The sequence below is a fragment of the Bordetella avium genome (genome assembly GCF_034424645.1).
In the GTDB taxonomy this organism is placed as follows: Bacteria; Pseudomonadota; Gammaproteobacteria; order Burkholderiales; family Burkholderiaceae_B; genus Bordetella; species Bordetella avium.
In genome coordinates, this window is record NZ_CP139969.1 from 2,626,213 (window position 1) to 2,645,998 (window position 19,786).

General features: G+C 62.2%; 22 protein-coding genes. 7 read left to right on the plus strand and 15 right to left on the minus strand.

Features of this window, described 5'->3' with window-relative positions:
* Positions 1–19: 19 nt before the first annotated feature.
* From nuoH to U0029_RS12195, 9 genes are all read right to left on the minus strand, one after another.
* Positions 20–1,093, minus strand: coding sequence for an NADH-quinone oxidoreductase subunit NuoH (nuoH, locus tag U0029_RS12155; protein WP_012416733.1), 1,074 nt, complete (start codon positions 1,091–1,093; stop codon positions 20–22).
* Complete coding sequence (gene nuoG / locus U0029_RS12160) at positions 1,093–3,420, minus strand: NADH-quinone oxidoreductase subunit NuoG (protein ID WP_012416732.1); 2,328 nt, start codon at positions 3,418–3,420, stop codon at positions 1,093–1,095. The genes nuoH and nuoG overlap by 1 nt, the downstream gene beginning before the upstream one ends.
* Positions 3,421–3,435: 15 nt before the next feature.
* Positions 3,436–4,803 carry an NADH-quinone oxidoreductase subunit NuoF gene (nuoF, locus tag U0029_RS12165; protein WP_012416731.1) on the minus strand — a complete coding sequence of 456 codons (1,368 nt, stop codon included), beginning with the start codon at positions 4,801–4,803 and terminating at the stop codon, positions 3,436–3,438.
* Complete coding sequence (gene nuoE, locus U0029_RS12170; RefSeq protein ID WP_012416730.1) at positions 4,800–5,294, minus strand: NADH-quinone oxidoreductase subunit NuoE; 495 nt, start codon at positions 5,292–5,294, stop codon at positions 4,800–4,802. Before nuoE ends, nuoF begins: the two co-directional genes overlap by 4 nt.
* Before the next feature lie 41 nt (positions 5,295–5,335).
* Positions 5,336–6,592, minus strand: coding sequence for an NADH-quinone oxidoreductase subunit D (locus U0029_RS12175; protein ID WP_012416729.1), 1,257 nt, complete (start codon positions 6,590–6,592; stop codon positions 5,336–5,338).
* Positions 6,593–6,594: 2 nt separating this feature from the next.
* Positions 6,595–7,215, minus strand: coding sequence for an NADH-quinone oxidoreductase subunit C (locus U0029_RS12180; RefSeq protein WP_012416728.1), 621 nt, complete (start codon positions 7,213–7,215; stop codon positions 6,595–6,597).
* A 65-nt stretch (positions 7,216–7,280) separates the two neighbouring features.
* Positions 7,281–7,757, minus strand: coding sequence for a NuoB/complex I 20 kDa subunit family protein (locus U0029_RS12185; protein WP_005012021.1), 477 nt, complete (start codon positions 7,755–7,757; stop codon positions 7,281–7,283).
* Between the two features lie 30 nt (positions 7,758–7,787).
* Positions 7,788–8,147: an NADH-quinone oxidoreductase subunit A gene (locus tag U0029_RS12190; protein ID WP_005012020.1), complete on the minus strand. Its 360-nt coding sequence runs from the start codon at positions 8,145–8,147 to the stop codon at positions 7,788–7,790.
* Between the two features lie 196 nt (positions 8,148–8,343).
* Entirely contained in the window at positions 8,344–9,507 is a 1,164-nt protein-coding gene (locus U0029_RS12195; protein ID WP_114851803.1) for a porin, read from the minus strand.
* Between the two features lie 323 nt (positions 9,508–9,830).
* On the opposite strand from U0029_RS12195, the gene U0029_RS12200 reads away from it, so the two are divergent.
* Genes U0029_RS12200 through U0029_RS12210 form a run of 3 tightly spaced genes read left to right on the plus strand, consistent with a single transcriptional unit; the run spans position 9,831 to position 11,267 of the window.
* Entirely contained in the window at positions 9,831–10,433 is a 603-nt protein-coding gene (locus U0029_RS12200) for a TetR/AcrR family transcriptional regulator (protein WP_012416726.1), read from the plus strand.
* 1 nt (position 10,434) lies between these two features.
* Positions 10,435–10,857, plus strand: a complete 423-nt coding sequence (locus U0029_RS12205; RefSeq protein WP_114851802.1) for a PaaI family thioesterase — start codon at positions 10,435–10,437, stop codon at positions 10,855–10,857.
* Positions 10,854–11,267, plus strand: coding sequence for an NAD(P)-binding domain-containing protein (locus U0029_RS12210; RefSeq protein WP_012416724.1), 414 nt, complete (start codon positions 10,854–10,856; stop codon positions 11,265–11,267). The genes U0029_RS12205 and U0029_RS12210 overlap by 4 nt, the downstream gene beginning before the upstream one ends.
* Here U0029_RS12210 and U0029_RS12215 read toward each other — a convergent pair.
* From U0029_RS12215 to U0029_RS12225, 3 genes are all read right to left on the minus strand, one after another.
* Positions 11,236–11,967, minus strand: coding sequence for a phosphatase PAP2 family protein (locus U0029_RS12215; RefSeq protein ID WP_114851801.1), 732 nt, complete (start codon positions 11,965–11,967; stop codon positions 11,236–11,238). The genes U0029_RS12210 and U0029_RS12215 overlap by 32 nt on opposite strands.
* Positions 11,968–12,008: 41 nt before the next feature.
* Positions 12,009–12,791, minus strand: a complete 783-nt coding sequence (locus tag U0029_RS12220; RefSeq protein WP_012416722.1) for a metallophosphoesterase family protein — start codon at positions 12,789–12,791, stop codon at positions 12,009–12,011.
* Between the two features lie 67 nt (positions 12,792–12,858).
* The gene (locus U0029_RS12225) at positions 12,859–13,809 is read right to left on the minus strand and encodes a LysR family transcriptional regulator (RefSeq protein WP_012416721.1); all 951 of its coding nucleotides are present in this window, start codon (positions 13,807–13,809) and stop codon (positions 12,859–12,861) included.
* Between the two features lie 138 nt (positions 13,810–13,947).
* Between U0029_RS12225 and U0029_RS12230 the strand changes: the two genes are divergently transcribed.
* From U0029_RS12230 to U0029_RS12240, 3 genes are read left to right on the plus strand one after another with little or no spacing between them, the layout of a single operon-like run.
* A complete protein-coding gene (locus tag U0029_RS12230; RefSeq protein ID WP_114851800.1) occupies positions 13,948–14,850 on the plus strand; it encodes an NAD(P)-dependent oxidoreductase in 903 nt (300 codons plus the stop codon).
* A gap of 38 nt (positions 14,851–14,888) precedes the next feature.
* Positions 14,889–15,851 (plus strand): Bug family tripartite tricarboxylate transporter substrate binding protein, encoded by a 963-nt coding sequence (locus U0029_RS12235; protein WP_162790332.1) that lies wholly within the window; start codon positions 14,889–14,891, stop codon positions 15,849–15,851.
* Between the two features lie 17 nt (positions 15,852–15,868).
* Positions 15,869–16,447: an amino acid synthesis family protein gene (locus U0029_RS12240; RefSeq protein ID WP_012416718.1), complete on the plus strand. Its 579-nt coding sequence runs from the start codon at positions 15,869–15,871 to the stop codon at positions 16,445–16,447.
* Positions 16,448–16,453: 6 nt separating this feature from the next.
* On the opposite strand, the gene U0029_RS12245 is transcribed toward U0029_RS12240, so the two are convergent.
* From U0029_RS12245 to U0029_RS12255, 3 genes are read right to left on the minus strand one after another with little or no spacing between them, the layout of a single operon-like run.
* Positions 16,454–17,350, minus strand: a complete 897-nt coding sequence (locus U0029_RS12245) for a LysR family transcriptional regulator (RefSeq protein WP_012416717.1) — start codon at positions 17,348–17,350, stop codon at positions 16,454–16,456.
* A complete protein-coding gene (locus tag U0029_RS12250) occupies positions 17,347–17,508 on the minus strand; it encodes an Rdx family protein (RefSeq protein WP_082011670.1) in 162 nt (53 codons plus the stop codon). The genes U0029_RS12245 and U0029_RS12250 overlap by 4 nt, the downstream gene beginning before the upstream one ends.
* On the minus strand, positions 17,508–18,245 hold the full coding sequence (locus tag U0029_RS12255; protein ID WP_012416716.1) for a transporter substrate-binding domain-containing protein: 738 nt from the start codon (positions 18,243–18,245) through the stop codon (positions 17,508–17,510). Before U0029_RS12255 ends, U0029_RS12250 begins: the two co-directional genes overlap by 1 nt.
* Positions 18,246–18,648: 403 nt before the next feature.
* Between U0029_RS12255 and U0029_RS12260 the strand changes: the two genes are divergently transcribed.
* Complete coding sequence (locus U0029_RS12260) at positions 18,649–19,779, plus strand: C45 family autoproteolytic acyltransferase/hydolase (RefSeq protein WP_012416715.1); 1,131 nt, start codon at positions 18,649–18,651, stop codon at positions 19,777–19,779.
* The last annotated feature ends 7 nt before the right edge of the window (positions 19,780–19,786 follow it).

Consider the following 19,786-nt stretch of genomic DNA (forward strand, 5'->3'; position numbering starts at 1 on the left):
CCAGCCTCGATCCGGCGCCTTAACGCCAAATATTCCAGGGCGTCTGCATCCAGATCGCCACGACGACCAGCCACACGCCGGTCAGCGGGATGAAGATTTTCCAGCCCAAACGCATGATCTGGTCATAGCGGTAACGCGGGAATGATGCGCGGAACCAGATGAACAGCGACACGACGAAGAAAGTCTTGATGCCAAGCCAGATCCAGCCGGGAATCCAGTTCAACGGCGCAATGTCGATGGGCGACATCCAGCCACCGAGGAACATGATCGACGCCATCGCTGACAGCAAAATCATGTTGGCGTATTCGCCCAGGAAGAACAGGGCAAAAGCCATGCCCGAGTATTCGACCATGTGGCCGGCCACGATTTCCGACTCGCCTTCCACCACGTCAAAGGGGTGACGGTTGGTTTCCGCCACGGCCGAGATCACATAGATCACGAACAGAGGCAGGAGCGGCAACCAGTTCCATGACAGGAAGGTCAGGCCACGCTCGGCAAACCAGCCGCGGCCCTGGCCAAGAACGATTTCGTTCATGTTCAGGCTGCCGGACACCAGCAGCACCGTCACCAGCACAAAGCTGATGGCCAGCTCATACGACACCATCTGTGCCGAGGCGCGCAGCGCACCCAGGAAAGCGTACTTGGAGTTCGAGGCCCAACCGGCCACGATGACACCGTAGACGCCAATCGAGGTGATCGCCATCACGTAGAGCAGACCGGCATTGACGTTGGCCAGCACGGCTTCCGGACCAAAGGGCACGACGGCCCAGGCCGCCAGCGCCGGCATCAAGGTCACGACAGGCGCGACGATGAACAGGATCTTGTTGGCCTGCGACGGGACCACCACTTCCTTGGTCAGCAGCTTGAACACGTCGGCAAAAGGCTGCAACAGCCCCTTGAAGCCCACGCGATTGGGACCCAGGCGGACGTGCATCCAGCCGATCATCTTGCGTTCCCAGTACGTGAGATACGCCACGCACAGAATGATGGGCACCGCGATGATCACAATCTTGATGATCGTCCAGACCACTAGCCAAGCCGTGGGACCGAGCAATGCCTGACCCTGGCTTTCAAGAACATTAAGCCATTCCATCAGGCACGCTCCACGCTGATTTGACCAAAGGCACCGCCCAGAGCGGCAGTTTGAGCGAACGCGGCGGAAACCCGCACGGCATTGTCGGCCACCGCATCATCTTGCGCGGTTTCGAGTTCGACCGCGCCTTGCGCCGAGGCGACACGCACCTTGACGCCTGCGGTCAGACCCAAGGCGGCCAAAGTACGGCCGTTCATGCGAGCCTTGGGCGCGCGAGAAGCGAGATGTTCTTGCAGCGGCTCGGAACGGCGCACGATGGCATCGCTACGGTAGATCGGCACATCGGCCACGCGCTCCAGCGCACCGGCGGGCTGACCCAGACCGATGGCTGCCGAGATCGCATTGGACAGGCGGCCTTCAACACCGCCGGCCAGCGCGGCATCACGCACGGATTCCGAGGTTTCATCGTCGAAACCGGCCAGATGCAGCACATTGCCCAGCACACGCAACACCTTCCAGCCCGGGCGGGTCTGGCCGTAAGGCGTGACCGTACCCTTGAAGCTCTGCGCCACGCCCGCGGCGTTGACATAGGTGCCCGAGGTTTCCGTAAATGGCGCAACCGGCAACATCACATCGGCCCAGGCTTCGGCGGAAGACCGATAGGACGTCAGCGCGACGGCGAACTGCGCGCCCTTCAAGGCGGCCAGTGCCTGCGGACCGTTATCGGCATCCAGCAAGGGCTCGGCGTGCAGCACGATATAAGCCTTCAGGGGTTCGGCCAGCATCTGGGCGGCGGTCTTGCCGCCACGGCCCGGCACGGCGCCGGCCAAATAACCGCCCACCGTGTTGCCGCCTGCAGTCAGGAAACCGAACTTGGCTCCCGCCAGGTCTGCCACCGCGCGGCCATTGGCAGCCAGCGTGGAAGCATTGGGCGCGGCCACCGCCAGATTGCCCATCAGCACGGCCGTATTGCCACCCGAAGCCAGGCTGGCGGCGATGCGCTTGGCATCTTCGCCCGGCGTGACCGAGGCGAACTCGGCCGGCACGGCGGCCTGCTTGATCTGGGCCAGCGCCACGACCACTTCGGCCAGACCGCGAGCCAGCTCCGAGGGAGCCAGCGTCAGGCGGGCAGCCACGGGCAGCAGCGGATCATCGGCCGAGCTATCAAGTAGCAGCACCTGCGTGCCACGCTTGACGGCCTGGCGCAGACGCTGAGCCATCAGGGGATGATCTTTGCGCAGGAAGGAACCGATCACCAGGACGCGGTCCAGATTATCCAGCTCGGCCACCGGCATGCCCAGCCACGGCGCGCCCGACAGCGCGGCGTCGAAGCTGGCGTCGGTCTGGCGCAGGCGGAAGTCGATGTTTTCGGAGCCCAGAGCGCGCGTCAGGCGAGCCAGCAGCGAGAACTCTTCCGTGGTGGCATAGTCGGTGGCGAGCGCGCCGATCTGACCGGCGCCAAAGCCTTCGCGCACTCGCGACAGGCCCTGAGCAACAGCCTGCAAGGCATCAGCCCAGGAGGCCTCTTGCCACTTGCCGTCAGCGCCCTTGATCATCGGCGCCGCCAAACGGTCTTCGCTGTTCAGACCCTCGTAGGAGAAACGGTCACGATCGCTGATCCAGCACTCGTTGACGTCTTCATTCTCGAAGGGAACCACGCGCAGAACACGGTCGCCCTTGACCTGGACAACCAGGTTGGCGCCGACGCTGTCATGCGGGCTGACGGAGCGGCGGCGAGCCAGCTCCCAGGTGCGGGCGCTGTAGCGGAAAGGCTTGGAGGTCAGCGCGCCAACCGGGCAGATGTCGATCATATTGCCCGACAGCTCGGACTCGATCGAACGACCCACGAAGGAAGTGATTTCGGAATGCTCGCCACGATTGAGCATACCCAGCTCCATCATGCCGCCGATCTCCTGGCCGAAGCGCACGCAACGGGTACAGTGAATGCAACGCGACATTTCCTCGGCCGACACCAGCGGGCCCAGGTCTTTGTGGAAAACCACGCGCTTTTCCTCGTGATAACGCGAGGACGAACCGCCGTAGCCCACCGCCAGATCCTGGAGCTGGCATTCGCCGCCCTGATCGCAGATCGGGCAGTCGAGGGGGTGATTGATGAGGAGGAATTCCATGACCGACTTCTGGGCGGCACGGGCCTTCTCGGAGCAGGTATGCACCACCATGCCATTGGTCACGGGGGTGGCGCAGGCCGGCAGCGCCTTAGGCGCCTTTTCCACTTCAACCAGGCACATCCGGCAGTTGGCCGCGATGGACAGTTTCTTGTGGTAGCAGAAATGCGGCACGTACAGCCCGATCTTCTGGGCCGCATGCATCACCATGCTACCTTCGGGCACTTCGACTTTATTGCCGTCGACGGTTAGTTCAACCATTGCTGTTCCTGAGACCTACAGATATTGCGGGACCACACAAGACTTGTGCTCGATGTGGTGCGCGAATTCGTCGCGAAAATGCTTGATGAAGCTGCGTACCGGCATGGCTGCGGCGTCACCCAGCGCGCAAATGGTGCGGCCCATGATGTTGCCGGCCACGGTGTCCAGCATGTCCAGATCCTCGGCCCGGCCTTGGCCGGTCTCGATGCGGTGGACCATGCGGTACAGCCAGCCCGTGCCTTCGCGGCAAGGCGTGCATTGACCGCAGCTTTCTTCAAAATAGAAGTACGACAGACGCAGCAGGGATTTGACCATGCAGCGGGTCTCGTCCATGACGATGACCGCGCCCGAACCCAGCATGGAGCCCGCCTTGGCGATGGAGTCATAGTCCATCGTGCATTCCATGATGATGTCGGCAGGCAACACCGGGGCGCTCGACCCGCCGGGGATCACCGCCTTGAGCTTCTTGCCGCCGCGCATGCCGCCCGCGAGCTCCAACAGCTTGGAGAACGGCGTGCCCATCGGAATTTCGTAGTTGCCCGGACGCTCGACATCGCCCGTGATCGAAAAGATCTTGGTGCCGCCGTTATTGGGCTTGCCTACCTCGAGATAGGCCTGGCCGCCATTGCGGATGATCCAGGGCACCGCCGCGAAGGTCTCGGTGTTATTGATGGTGGTGGGCTTGCCGTACAGACCGAAGCTGGCCGGGAACGGCGGCTTAAAGCGCGGCTGCCCCTTCTTGCCTTCCAGCGATTCCAGCAAGGCCGTTTCTTCGCCGCAGATATAGGCGCCGTAGCCGTGGAAAGCGTGCAACTGGAAGTTAAAGTCCGAACCCAGCAGCTTATCGCCCAGGAAGCCGGCGGCGCGCGCCTCTTCGAGCGCCTCTTCGAAGCGCTCGTAGACTTCGAAGATTTCGCCGTGGATGTAGTTATAGCCGACGCTGATGCCCATCGCATAGGCGGCGATGGCCATGCCTTCGATCACGATGTGCGGATTAAAGCGCAGAATGTCGCGATCTTTGAACGTACCCGGCTCGCCCTCATCCGAATTACAGACCAGATACTTCTGGCCCGGAAAGGCGCGCGGCATGAAGCTCCACTTCAGGCCGGTCGGAAAGCCCGCGCCGCCACGGCCGCGCAGACCCGAGGCTTTCACCTCGGCGATGACGTCTTCCGGCTTCATGCCGGTGGTCAGGATTTTGCGCAGGGCTTCGTAGCCGCCGCGCTTGACGTATTCGGCCAGGCGCCAGTTGTCGCCATCCAGGCCTTCCAAAATTTGCGGACCGATATGACGGCCGTGGAAGATCATGGAAGTGGACAGATCGGCGCCGGGGTTGGCGGTCAAGCCAGTACCCATCTGCTTGAACAATTCCAGCGTGTTCATGCCGGCTCTCCTTGCGACTTCAGGCCGTCAACCAGGGCATCGAGCTTCTGCTCCGACATGCGCACACACATATGCTTGTTATTGACGATGAGCACCGGGGCATCGCCGCAAGCGCCCATGCACTCGCCCTCGATCAGGGTGAATTTGCCGTCGGCGGTGGTCTCGCGGTAGCCCACGCCCAGCTTGCGCTTGAGATACTCGCCCGCCTTTTCGCCGTCGCGCAAGGCACAGGGCAAATTGGTGCAGACAGCGATCTTGTGAACGCCAACGGGTTTGACGTCGAACATGTTGTAGAACGTGGCGACTTCCTGAACCGCGATAGGCGCGACGCCAATGTACTTGGCCACGTCTTCGATGATTTCAGCAGACAACCAGCCCTTCTCTTCTTGCGCGATGGCAAGCGAAGCCATGATGGCCGACTGCCTCTGGTCGGCCGGGAACTTCGCGAGTTCGCGGTCGATCTTCTGGTAGGCCTGTGCGGAAAGCAGCATAGTTTGAATCCGGATTTATGCGGGCGCTCTAGACTGATAAATCAGCGGTCGATTTCGCCGAAAACGATGTCCTGTGTGCCGATGATGGTGACGGCGTCGGCGATCATGTGGCCGCGCGACATCTCATCCAGCGATTGCAGGTGGGCAAAACCGGGCGCCCGAATTTTCAGGCGGTAAGGTTTGTTGGCGCCATCGGACACCAGATAGATGCCGAATTCGCCTTTCGGGTGCTCCACCGCGGCATAGGCTTCGCCGGGAGGAACATGGAAACCCTCGGTGAAGAGCTTGAAATGGTGGATCAACTCCTCCATGTTGCTCTTCATGGCCTCGCGCTTGGGCGGGGCGATTTTGTGGTTCTCGATCATGACCGGGCCGGGGTTGTTGCGCAGCCACTCGACGCACTGGCGGATGATGCGGTTGCTTTCGCGCAACTCGGCCACACGCACCAGATAACGGTCATAGCAATCGCCGTTCACGCCGACGGGCACGTCGAAGTCCATCAAATCATAGACTTCATAAGGCTGCGTCTTGCGTAGATCCCAGGCCACGCCCGAACCGCGCAACATGGGGCCAGTAAAGCCCAGCGCCTTGGCGCGATCGGGATCGACCACGCCGATACCGACCAGACGCTGCTTCCAGATGCGGTTGTCGGTGAGCAGCGTTTCGTACTCATCGACACAGGCCGGGAAGCGATTGGTGAAGTCTTCGATGAAGTCCAGCAAGGAGCCCGAACGCGCGTCGTTCATGGCGCGCAGTTCTTTGTCGCTGCGATACTTGCTGGTCTCGCCGTACTGGGCCATGGTGTCCGGCAGATCGCGGTAGACACCGCCCGGCCGGTAATAGGCCGCATGCATGCGCGCGCCCGAGACCGCTTCATAGCAGTCCATCAGGTCTTCGCGCTCGCGGAAGGCGTACAGAAACACCGCCATGGCGCCCACGTCCAGCGCGTGCGAACCCAGCGACATCAGATGATTCAGGATGCGGGTAATTTCATCGAACATCACGCGGATGTATTGCGCGCGCAGCGGCGCTTCGACACCCAGCATTTTTTCGATGGCCATGACGTAAGCGTGCTCATTGCACATCATGGACACGTAATCCAGGCGGTCCATATAGGGCAGCGCCTGAATAAAGGTTTTGTGTTCAGCCAGCTTTTCGGTGCCGCGATGCAGCAGGCCGATATGCGGATCGGCGCGCTGAATCACTTCGCCGTCCAGTTCGAGCACCAGGCGCAACACACCGTGGGCGGCCGGGTGCTGCGGGCCGAAGTTAAGCGTGTAGTTCTTGATTTCTGCCATGATTAACGCCCCATGCCGTAAGAGGATTCACGAACGATGCGCGGCGTGATTTCACGCGGATCGATCGTGACCGGCTGGTAAATGACGCGCTTTTGCTCGGGGTCGTAGCGCATTTCCACGGTGCCCGAGAGCGGGAAGTCTTTGCGAAACGGATGCCCGATGAAGCCGTAGTCGGTCAGGATGCGGCGCAGATCCGGATGGCCTTCAAACACGATGCCATAGAGGTCGAACGCTTCGCGCTCATACCAATTCACGCCAGGCCAGCACTCGATCAGCGACGCGACGATGGGAAACTCTTCATCGACCGCGTAGGTGCGCACGCGCAAACGCCAATTGTGTTCAATCGACAGCAAATGGATCACCACGGCAAAACGGCCAGGCCGCGCTGGCTCGTCGTGGGCATTGGCATGGCTGCCATCGCCCCAAGTCTGGTAATCCATCCCACAGAGGTCGATACAGCTTTCAAACCGCAGGCCAGCGTCCGTGCGCAACTTGTTGCACACCGTCAGCCATTGATCGGCCGGCACTTCGAGCGTCAGTTCGCCGAGCGCTTCGGTCAGGGCGATATCCTGGCCGAGTGTGGCCTGCAGGTTGTTTTTCAGGGTTTCGAGCCTGGTCATCATCTTTTACGCATTGGTAAACCGGTACTGCTACGCCGCGCTAGGCCGCGAACGGCCTGCGCCATGGCCTAGCGCGCGATCGTGTTGGTCAGGCGGATCTTGTTCTGCATTTGCAGCAGACCATAAACCAGCGCCTCGGCCGTGGGCGGGCATCCGGGGACGTAGACGTCAACCGGCACAATGCGGTCGCAACCCCGCACCACTGAGTAGGAGTAGTGGTAGTAGCCGCCGCCATTGGCACAGGAGCCCATCGAAACCACCCAGCGCGGTTCCGGCATCTGGTCATAGACCTTGCGCAGCGCCGGACCCATCTTGTTGCACAGCGTGCCGGCCACGATCATCAGATCGGACTGGCGCGGGCTGGGGCGGAAAATAATCCCGAATTGGTCAAGGTCATAACGGGCGGCGCCCGCATGCATCATTTCCACCGCGCAACAGGCCAGACCAAAGGTCATGGGCCACATCGAACCGGTTTTTGCCCAGTTGATGAATTTATCAGCGCTGGTGGTAATAAAACCTTGTTTAAGAATACCGTCAATAGCCATATTCGTCTCTGCTAGCGTGCGAGGAGAGTGTTACTCCCAATCCAGCGCGCCCTTCTTCCATTCGTAGATGAAACCGACCGTCAAAACGGCCAGGAAGACCATTACCGTCCAGAAACCCACCAATCCAACCGTACCCTGAGCAATCGCCCAAGGGAACAAGAAAGCGATTTCCAGGTCAAAGAGGATAAAGAGGATGGCCACCAGGTAATAGCGCACATCAAATTTCATGCGCGCGTCTTCAAAGGCCTCGAAACCGCACTCATAGGGAGAGAGCTTCTCAGCATAGGGACGTCGCGGCCCAAGGAGAGAGCCGGCCGTAATCAGCGCGAAGCCGATCAAGGTGGCTACGGCGATAAACAGCAGGACGGGAAAATACTGTTGCAGGTTCATTCAGGGCGTCCGTCAAATGCGCAAACCTTCAGATTGTAGCATTTACACGGTTACTTCCGGCTGAACTCTATAGGCTGGAGAAGGTATTCCAAGAAGAAAAAAGCCACCCAAAAGGGTGGCTTTTTTTTAAACAGACAGGGCGAAGGACTGTCTGTTTACGCTTTAAGTGCGAGCGGGGATAAATCCCCGCAAGCCATTAGAAGCGGTGGCGAACACCGACGCCGACAGCCGTGCTCTTCACGTCGTCTTGGAAGGCGTAGTTCTTGGCGTACGAAGCGTAGGTGTACAGGTTGGTGCGCTTGGACAGATCGTAGGTGTAGCCCAGCGAGAAGACGTTCATCGTCTCGTCAGCACCCTTGACACCAGTCAACTTGTTGTTGCTGGGGTCAACCATTTGCCACGAACCGAAGACGTTCGAAGCACCGCCGATCGGGGCGCTCAGGCCGACCATGTAGCTGTTGGCCTTGAAGCCGTCAGCAAACACGTTGGTGCCGAAGCCGGACAGGCTGGTGCCGCTCGGCAGCGATTGACCAGCGAACCAACCGTCGGTGGTGCGGCCGTAGGCCAGCGCCAGCTTGACGACTTCGAAGTCATACGAACCGCCGATGGCGTAAGCGCGCGGCGTAGCGTTCGTTTGAGCGTTCGACAGCTTGTTCGAAGCGTTCAGTTGGTCGTACGACAGAGCAACATTCAACGGGCCGTTGGTGTAACGCAGACCGGTGGTGATGGCGCGGGTGTTGTCGGCGGTAGCGAAGCCGGTTTGGCCAGGAACGCCGTTCTTGGTGTAAACACCGTTCACGAAGCCGTCTTTGTCCGACTTGGTGTCATCAGCCGAGAACGAGTAGCCGATACCGAACTGGAAGCCGCTGAACGACGGGGTTTGGTACATGACCATGTTGTCGTAGCGGACGGTGTTGGCAGCGCTCAGGCCAACGCCGATGTTGGCTTGACCGAAGCCGGCGCCGAACGGATCGATCGAACCGAAGTACTTCGAAGCGATGTTGGTTTGACGACCGAAGTCCAGACGGCCCCAGGAGGCGCTTTGCAGACCGACAGTGGCTTGACGACCGAACAGACGACCGCCTTGAGCCGAGTTACCGTTGCTCGAGTCAAAGCCCGATTCCAGCTGGAAAACGGCTTGCAGGCCGTCACCCAGATCTTCCGTGCCACGCAGGCCCCAGCGGGAGCCGTTCTGCACGCCGTTGATCATGCCGACGCGGCTGGCGTCGTAGCCCGTACCCTTGACCTTGTTGTAGCCGATACCGGTATCGATGATGCCGTAGAGGGTCACCGACGTTTCAGCTTGGGCGACACCAGCGAAGCCAGCGAGCAGGGCGGCTGCGAGCAGAGTCTTTTTCATTTAAGAAATCTCCGTAGATTTGAGTGACAAGAGCAGCACAGCCGCACGACCAGGCCTGCCGCCCCCCTAACTCCGCTAAGGGAAGTTGACGCTATTGCATCAAAATTCCCGGGGGCTGGCTATGCCGAGCTGCAGAAAACACCCGCTTTGCCTCGGCACTGTTGGCTCAATGCAACACCCCGTCCCCTTTAGCCCCGTTGAGCGCGGGCTTACCCTTAGCCAGCAGGAAGACGCTTTTCCGACACCAAACAACGATCTACCTAGATACTATGATTTAATAACAGCGTTATTTTTTTAAAACATTGATATCCCTTTGACTTGATATGACAGAGCCCTCTCGGTCGGATCGGCTGGCCAAGCTGCGGCGCCAGATCATTCTGGACGCCGCGGAACGCGTGTTCGCACGCGACGGACTGGAACAAACCACCATTCGGGCCATCGCCAGAGAGGCGGGCTGCACAACAGGCGCCATCTACCCTTGGTTCGAGGGCAAAGAAGCCATTTATGGCGAGCTGTTGCGCTCGTCTCTGCTGCGCCTACTCAGCCACCTCGACCTTGAACTGAGCCTGGCGGCGCCCGCCGGGGCCGCGCGCGCGGCTATCGAGGGTTTCTTCGCCTATTACGCCGACCGGGAAACCGAGTTCTCGCTCGGCCTCTATCTTTATAGAGGCCTGGCGCCGCGCGGCCTGGGCCGGGAGACGGACGAGGCGCTCAATGCACTACTGCGCCAGTGTGTAGACCGCCTCGGCAAGGGATTGGCCGCCAGCAAGGGTTGGTCGGCCGAACAGGTGGCGGTGGAAGAAATCAATGTGTTTACCTATTTGATGGGCCTGCTGCTGATGCATCACACCCGGCGGGTCAAATCCCTGCACCAGCGCGCCGACACGCTGCTGGACCATTATTGCCTGGCCTTGGAGCAACGCTGATATGGATACGCAGAGCGCCCGGATGACGCTTGCCGAGTTTCGCCAGTTGCTGGCCGACCAGCACCCCTTCTCTCAGTTACTAGGCATCGAGGTGGAGGCGATAGGCCCCGGCACGGCAAACCTGCGACTGCCGCCCAGCGAGCGGCATCTGCGCCTGGGCGACATCGTGGCCGGCCCCATGCTGATGGGGCTGGCCGATGTCGCACTGTATGCGGCCGTGGTGGGCGCAACCGGCCAAGCAGGCGCGTTAACCGCCAGCCTGACCATCAACTATCTGCGCAAGGCGCCAGCGGGCGCGATCCTGGCCGAGGCCCGCCTGCTAAAGGTAGGCCGCCTGACAGCCGGAGAGGTGACGCTACGCGCCGAGCGAGGCGGCGAGCCGGTGGCGCATAGCGTCAGCACCTGGTCTGTGCCTGCGCCATGAAGGTCAGCATCATCGGCATGAAGGGCCCCGGCGGGCGCGCCGCCCGACTCTTGCTGGCGCAACGGCCGGAACTCGACCTGACCGTCTACGACCGCGCCCCCGAACGCTGCGAGACCTTGCGCGGGCTGGCCACCCTGGCCGGCAGCGCGGCCGAAGCCCTGCGTGAGTCGCAGATCATTGTGCTGGCCCTGGATGACCCGCGCGAGATCGACCGCAGCCTCAAACGCTATAGCGATGGCGCCGTCAATGTCCGGCTGGCAGGCAAACAGGTTTGGGATCTCTGCCCCCAGGCCGGCGAATGGGGCCGGCGGCTGAGCGGCGCGATCGGACAGGCGGGCGCGGCCTACCGGCCCGCCACCCCGGAGACCCTGCCAAGGCTTATCGCCGCAGCCCCCGTTCGGCCCCTGTGATGCAGAGCAGCAGCCAAAGCGCACTGACGGCGAAGCCCGCCACCACATCGCTGAAATAATGGACTTGCAGCAACACCCGGCTCACGCCTATGGCCGTCACCAGCGCGGCGGTCAGTGCCACGCAGACGGGCCGCAGCCTTTCCGGCAGGAGACGCAATAGCAAATAGCAGGCAAAGCCATAGACCGCCATAGAGGCGGAAGCATGCCCACTGGGAAAGCTGAAACCGCTAGCATGGGCGAAGCCGTGACTGAAGTCCGGCCGATCGCGCTGAATGAGATGCTTCAGCACCCAATTGAGCCCCCCGCTGCCTGCCGTGGCCGCCACCGCCAGCACCCACTGCCGGCGCAGAAGCAAGAGCAACACCATGACAAGGGCCAGGGCGCCCAGTACACGGCGGTCACCCAGATAGGTGAACCAGGACAATATCCCAAGCAGCTCCGGCGAGGCCGAACGGCCGAGCGCGCGCGCCAGGGCAGTATCGAACGCCACCAGACTGCCGCCCTGGCGCACGGCCAGGGCCAGCCAGAGAAACAGCGCGGCCATTAGAACGGCGAAGGCGCCGTAGAGGAGGCCGCGCCGCCCGGGTCGGGCGTCTCTGAAGGCGTGCCAGAACAGGCCGCCCAACACGGCGCTCAGGACAGGAAGGCCGCAGAGCCAGTAATAGGGATGAGCCGCAGCCCAGATGGCGAAATCATTCATCTTTCATTGGCCTTGCGGCCTTCTCTTTCCTGCTTTCTTGATCAGGGACGCGACAGCGTCAAGGTTTGCACCACCGTCTCCTGAAAACCGGAGGCGGCGTTGAAGTCCCAGCGCTGCACCAGGCAGACATCATGACCGCCGTGCTCAATCAGATTAACGGAATTCGGCATGCCGCCCCGCAGGCGGCTCGACACGGCCGTTCCGGCCTGTAGACACCAGGCGCAACGGCTGCCGCCCAAAGGCAGCATATAGGGCAAGTGGGCATGGCCCGCCGCGATGAAATCGGCGCCGGCATCCACCCAGGCCGGAACCGCCAACTCCCGGCGGATGAGCAGATTGGCGCTGTCGCCCGCTTTCGGACCGCGCACCGGATGATGCAGCATAACGATGCGCAACTGCCCCGGACGGGCGGCGCGCAGCCGACTCGCAACGCGCTCGATCTGCTCGGGCGAGACCTCTCCATGCTTGCGCCGCGAGGGACGCGAGCTGTTCACGCCAACCACCAACAAGTGCTCGCCGTCAAAAACCGGCTCAAGATTTACCCCCATCGCTCGCCGGTAATTGCCGTAAGGGTTGAACAGACGCGCCGCCAGATTGAAAAGCGGCATATCGTGATTGCCCGGCACGGTCAGCACCGGGCGCCGCAGGCCCTGGACGAATTGCCGCGCGGCGGCGAACTGCCCCCGGCGCGCCCGCTGCGTGATATCGCCGCTCAGCAACACGAGATCGGGGTCGAGACGCTGGATCAGCACCTCGAGCGCCTGCACCACCGGCACGACCTGCCTGCCGAAATGGGTGTCGGAGATGTGCAGCACCCGCGTCATATCCGTACCGGCGGGTAAACCTCAACAAGGCTGAGGCGCCCGGCGAAGCGGGCTAGAGACGGGAAAGTCATGGCAGCGAAGATAGCCCAGGCTGCGGCCTGGCTGCAAGCGGCCTATCAGCCGAATGGGCCGAATGGGCGGCATGAGCCTTAAGCATGCGCACAAAGCGCTGTGTGTGGCGGCTAGGCCGCTCAAAACGCGAACGGACCAAACTAAGCGCCAACGGGATGGCCTCCCGCAAGGGCCGGACCACCACGCCAGGCCAGCCCTGACCGCTGACGGAGAATTCATCGACGATGGCGACCCCGGCGCCGCTGCCCACCAGCGCGCAGGCCAATTCGGCGCGCACGATGTCCACGGCGGGACGCCAGGCGATGCCGGCACGCTGAAAAGCCGCCGCCACCAATTGGCCGAAGGGAATATTGCGGTTGTAGAGCACCAGCCGTTCACGGGCCAAGGCCTCCAGCGCCACGACCGCATTGTCCGCCAGGGGATGGCCCGCCGGCAGAATGCACACCATATGGCCGTCGGCAAAGGTCTCGGCCACGAGATTGGGATGGTCGATCGGCAGCACCGACACGGCCAGCTCGACCTTGCGCCCGAGCAGCTCATGCGCCATATCGGAGAGCAGCGTGGTGTGGTATTTCACCCGCACATCGGGATGCTCGGCGATATAACGGGCGATCACCGGCGGCAGGAAATTCAAGGCCAGACTCGGGCTGGAACACAGATTGAGCGTGCCTTCGGGGCGCACCGCGAGGTCTCGCGCCAACTCGTCAATGCGCAGGGCCTCATCGAAGAGCGGACCGATTTCTTCAAACAGACGCAAGGCTTCGGGCGTGGGCGTCAGCTTGCCCTTGTCGCGCTCGAACAAGCGCAACCCCAAGGTCTGCTCCGTATGGCTGATGAGACGGCTGACGGCGGGCTGCGAAACGAAAAGCAAACGCGCTGCGCCATTCATGGAGCCGGTCAGCATAACGGCCCGAAAGGCCTCCATCTGCCTGAGTTTGAACCGCATGGGGCGCGTCTTTCCAATTGAATCGATAACAGATTGTTATAACCTGGATTTAAGTTTGCATTACCGCATAAGCACATGCTGCCGCTAGGATTTTCGTTTTCATCCGGATCACGCCGGATGCTTCGATAAGGAATAGGCATGATGCAGAAACTGGGTTTCATCGGCTTAGGCATGATGGGGCTGCCGATGCTGGAAAATCTGGCCCGCGATGCGCGCTGGCGCATTCTGGCTCACGACAGCGCGCAAGCCCCTTTCACCCGCCTGGCCGCGCACCCTGCCTGGAACCAACGCCTCAGGCGCGCGGCTGATCTGGCGGACCTGGCCGAATGCGATGCCGTCATCACCATGCTGCCCAACAGCCTCATCACCAATGCCGTCGTGCTGGGTAGCGCGGGCCAGCCCGGCCTGATCGAGATTTTGCGGCCGGGTTCGCTGCTGATCGATATGGGCTCTTCTAATCCGGCCGACACACTGCGACTGGCCGAAACCTTGAACACGCGCGGCATCAGCATGCTCGACGCGCCAGTGTCCGGCGCCGTCGCCAAGGCCATCGACGGCACGCTCGCCATCATGGCGGGCGGCCTGCCCGCCGATCTGGAGCGCGCGCTCCCTATTCTGGCGAACATGGGCGCAACCATTATCCCGACCGGAAAGATCGCCTCGGCACACGCCATCAAGGCCCTGAACAACTATGTTTACGCTGCGGGACTGCTGGCCGCGTCCGAGGCGCTGGCGATCGCCCGCCGCATGGATCTTGACCTTGCCGTTCTGGCGGACGTTCTGAATGTTTCGAGCGGCCGCAACGTCGCCACAGAGACCAAGCTCAAGCAGTTCATCATCCCCGAAACCTATAACGGCGGCTTCGCGCTGGCGCTGATGGCCAAGGATCTGGACACCGCGCAATCCTTGCAGGCCCTTACCGGTTTTGAGGCCCGCCAACTCGCGCTGTGCGCAGGTCTCTGGAAAGAAGCGCTGGCGCAATTGCCGGCTGGCAGCGACAACACCGCCATCTACCGCCATTTGGAGCAACAGGCCATCTAAACGGATCGCGCCGCACCATAACGACAAAGGAGACAACCATGTATAAAACCCTGCTCGCCTTCGTGCTCGGGCTGACGCTGAGCGGACTGGCCGGACCCAGCCGCGCCGCCTATCCGGAACGTCCCATACGCTTAATGGTGCCCTTCCCGCCCGGCAGCATCACCGATGTGGTCGCACGCAGTCTGGGCCAGGGCATGGCGGCCGATCTGGGCCAGCCGGTCGTCGTGGAAAACAAGCCTGGCGCCAACGGCATCATCGGCACGCACGATGTTGTGCGCGCCAAACCCGATGGCTATACCCTGGTCGTGGTCGGGGTATCGACCGCGGCCAGCGCGGTCAGCCTGTTCAAAAACCTGCCCTATGACCCGGCGCGGGATCTGATGCCCATCGGCGCTGTGGCCGAAACGCCTTATTTGCTCGTGGGCAACCACGATGTCGCCGGCGCTAATGTGGGCGAACTGTTCGAGTACGGCCGCAAACATCCCGGCAAGCTCAGCTATGCCTATGGTTCCGGCAGCGCACAGGTGTTCGGCGCGAAACTGGCCGCCATGGGTGATATGAGCGTCACGCACGTGCCTTATCGCGGCGGCCCGCAGGCGCTGACCGACGTCATCGGCGGCACGGTTGACCTGACCTTCACTGACCTGGCAAACGGCCTGCGACAGGCACGCGCCGGCAAGGTCAAGATCTATGGCGTGAGCACACCCGAACGCTTTTCCCTCACACCCGACATCCCGACCCTGAACGAAAGCGGGGCGCCAGGTTTTGATCTGACGGTCTGGTTCGGCCTCATGGCCCCCGCCGGCATGCCCGCCGAAGTCACCCAACGTCTGGCGCAAGCCCTGGACAGGGCGCTGGACTCGCCTGCCCTGCGCGAGGCCTATGCCCGCCAAGGCCTGAGCGTAAAGACTCAAAGCCCGGCGCAATTTGGCGCTTTCGTGCGCAGCGAAATCGACAAATGGGCAGACATCGTCAAAGAAACCGGCATTCCCCCCCAATAATTTCTGAAGGACGATTCATGTCACTGATCGACATCCGCAAACGCACTCTCACCATCGAAACCACCTATCACGAGAACGGCCCCGCTCCAGCGCAGCCGCTCAAGCTGGCAGCGGCCTGCGCGGTCATCCGCAATCCCTATGCCGGCCGCTATGAGCCCGATCTGATGCCTTTCATGGCAGAACTGCGTTCACTCGGCACCTTGCTGGCCACCGAGCTGGTCGACACCCTCGGCAAGGAAAACGTCGAGGTATACAGCAAGGCCGCGATTGTCGGCGTGAATGGCGAGATGGAGCATGGTGCGGTCTGGCACGAGGCCGGAGGCTGGGCAATGCGCACGGTGCTGGGCGAGCCTCGCGCCATGGTGCCTGCCGTCAAGGCGGTCGCTTCGGCCGGCTACCGCATGATGGTGCCGGTGCACTACATCCATGCCTCCTATGTGCGCAGCCATTTCAACAGCATCGAGATCGGCATTCAGGACGCGCCGCGCCCGGATGAGATTCTGTTCGCGCTGGTCATGGGCACGGGCGGCCGGGTGCATTCGCGCCTGGGCGGCCTGAGCAAGCAAGCTGTTTCGATACACGACGGCCAACGCTGAACACCGTCAGGGCAGCCGGCAAGGCGCGGAAAAATCCACCGCGCCCATCACTTCCGTGCGCATCTTCTCGACCAGCACCCGATTGTCGTCACCCCGACATTGAAAGGCGTAGGGCAACACGCCCGGCGCCGGATCGCTGGCCAGGATGCGCAGGCTGCCCTCGCGCGCCAAAGCCTGCGCCCAATGCAGGGGCAGCAGGCCTACGCCCGTGCCCTCGACCAGCATGCCGACAATCGCGCCCCAGTTGTTGCAATGCAGGCGCTGCTGCGCCTCGGTCAGCGTTCTGAGCCAGGTTTGCAACAACTGGGTGGTGCCTGCCCCTTCCGGCAAGGAAACCAGCGGACACCGTTGCAGCAAGGCCGGCGTGACCTGCGTCGCCTCGCCCACCGCGCGCGGCGCTCCCACCCAGACAAAACGGGCCTCGCCAACCGGCGTCGACACAATACCTGCCCGGGAAGAACGGCCTGCGATCACGGCGAAATCGAGCTCGCCATCCGCGACCTTGCGCTCGAGCACCTGCCCGACATCCACATAGGGCTCCAGCGCCAGCGAAGGATAGCGCTGGCGCACACTGCCTATCAAAGACGGCAGCCAGGTCAGCGCGCTCAATTCACCCACCCCGAAGCGGCAGCGTCCGGCAAGCTCGTCGCGCGCGCCCATCGACGCCCGGATGCGGTCGGCCGCAGCCAGCAACTGGCGTGCCTGGGGCAGCAAGCGGTCCCCGGCTGAGGTCAACGCAGCGCGATGCCCGCCACGATCAAACAGCGGCTGCCCAAGGTCTTCCTCCAATTCCGCGATGCGTTTGGACAGGGACGACACCGACAGATGCAGCCGCTGCGCGGCCACCGCAAAGCTGGCGCACGTGGCGGCCCAGTAAAAGGCTTCGAGTTGCTTGAGCGTCATGCCGCGATCCGCAAAATGAGGCCGCGCCGGTCTGGGCGCGGCGCAAGCGCTCCCAGCTCGGCGCCAAACGTCGCGAGCAGCTCCCGGGCTATCCAGGCCGCACGCAACAGCCACTGACACGGGGGGCAAACAGGAATAGCGATACGCGGCGCGGCCATCAGCCCTCTCCCGGACCTGCCACCGCTGCGCCCTCGATACCGTGACGCCGCAGGGCCTGCGCCACGAAACCGCTGGCCTTCATCTCCTCGACAAAAGCGGCCAGATAGGCCTGCGCCGCGACGCCGCGCGACTTGGGCAGGCCCATGGCCTGACGGATCAACATAAAGTGGCCATCCAGCACTCGCAAGCCGCCTAAGCGCCGGGCATCTCCCTCTAATTGCTGGCGCACGCCCGCAGCGACGTCCGCGCCTTCAGCCAGAAAGGTCTCGACGACCGCTGGCGAGGTAGCCGCGCGCGCAATACTGGCGTGACGCAACTCACGGGTGAGATAGAGATCGTAGGCGCTGCCTTTGCCCACCATCACGGTCATGCCGCTGGCATCGACCTCGTCGCGCCGGGTGATGGCAGACTGCGCGCGCACCAGATAGGCCCCTTCGATGATGACGTAGGGGCCGGTAAACGCGATGTGCTCGCCGCGCTTGGGATCAATGGCGAAAAAGCCGAGGTCGGTCTCCCCGGCCGACACCGCCTCGACAGACTCGCCGGCCGAGGCAAACACCCGCAATTCGAGATGGGCGCCCAGCCGTCTTGCGAACTCGCGCGCCAAATCCACCGACACGCCCGCCACGCCGCCCTCGGCATCGCGGCGCGCGAGAATGGGGTTGCCCACATTGATGGAAGCGCGCAACTTCCCCTGGGACAAAAATGCCGCGCCTGTCTCGTCGTCCAACGTCATAGTGTGTGCTCCTTAGCTGCTCGCAATCAGCATCCTGCCAGCCGCCTAGCCTACCGCGCAAATGCCGTTTGCGGCCTCGGAAGCCGCCTATGGCGCCGCCCTCCCATCCGTGGCAGCCGCCATGTCAGGCACCGCGAAACGCAGGACTTGCGAGCTGCCCGATTGTAGTGAGAAGCGAAAGGTCGCCTGCGCCGAGTGGCTAGGCTTGCCCCCCGAGCCGCTGAGGGCACTGCGACCTTGGTGTAATTCACTATAAATGTATTTTTATCTTTAAAAGTACAATCAAACCGCCCTCAACATCCTCGCTTTCCTGAGGAAAACCCTTGGAAAAATTGGCGCCAAAATAGGCTAAGATTTTCTCTGCCCCCCTTAATAACTTTGTCTTATATTCCTGTATCCGCCCATGGCAACGATCGAGCAGTTCCCTTTTATTTCCGTCTCCGGCAGCCCGGAAGAACGTGGCCGCTCCTATGGCCAGCAAGCCGCAGACCGCGTGCGCAAAAGTGCCGCCCTGTACGGCAAAACCCTGGTCGATCTGGGCTATGACGGCCCGGCACGCAGCCGTCTCATCGCTGGCTTTGTCTCGGAAATCGAACAGTTTGCCCCGCACTATATTGAAGAAATGCGCGGCATCGCCGCAGGCGCCGACCTGCCCTTCGAAGACATTGTGATGATCAATGCGCGCACCGAAGTCGTCGCCAAGGCCCGCGCCGAAAAAAAGAAGATCACCGAGCTAGATGGCTGCACGGGCGCGCTGATCCTGCCCGAGCGCTCGGCTACCGGCAACCTGATCCATGGACAGAACTGGGACTGGCGCGCCGAATGCGCCGACACTTCGGTCGTGCTGCGCGTGCGCAATGACAATGGCCCCGACTTTCTGACATTCGTCGAAGCGGGCGGCCTCTCGCGCTCCGGCTTCAATGCCTGTGGCATTTCGATCACCGCCAACTACCTGGAATGCGAGCGCGATTTCACCCAGCTCGGGGTGCCGCTGTCGCTCATCCGCCGCAAGGTGCTGGAGCAGGAACATTTCGCACTGGCGATCAAGGCCGTCGCCACGACGGCCAAGTCCTGCTCGAACAACATCATGATCGGCATGGCCCAGGGTTTCGGCATCGACTACGAATGCACGACCGACGAGGCCTTCCCGATTTATCCGGGCGAGGACCAGTTGATCGTACACGCCAACCACTGGGTGAGCGATGTGGCGCTGGGCAAGCTGCGCGATACCGGCCGTCCCTCGACACCGGACAGCGCCTACCGCGACTGGCGTGTGCGCAAGCTGCTGAATCAGACCGACAAGCTGAGCCGCGACGATATGAAACGCGCCTTCTTTGACGATTTCGGCGCGCCCTATTCGGTGTGCCGCCCACCCCGTCCCGGCAGCCACGACAATATTTCCGCTACGGTCGCGATGGTCATCATGGAGCCGGCCGAGGGCGTTATGGAAGTCGCTCCCCTGCCCGCCCTGAACCGTGTGTTCACGCGTTACAGCCTGACCGAAGATCCTCAAGTGCTGCCCGCCTTCGTCTGACCCTTCT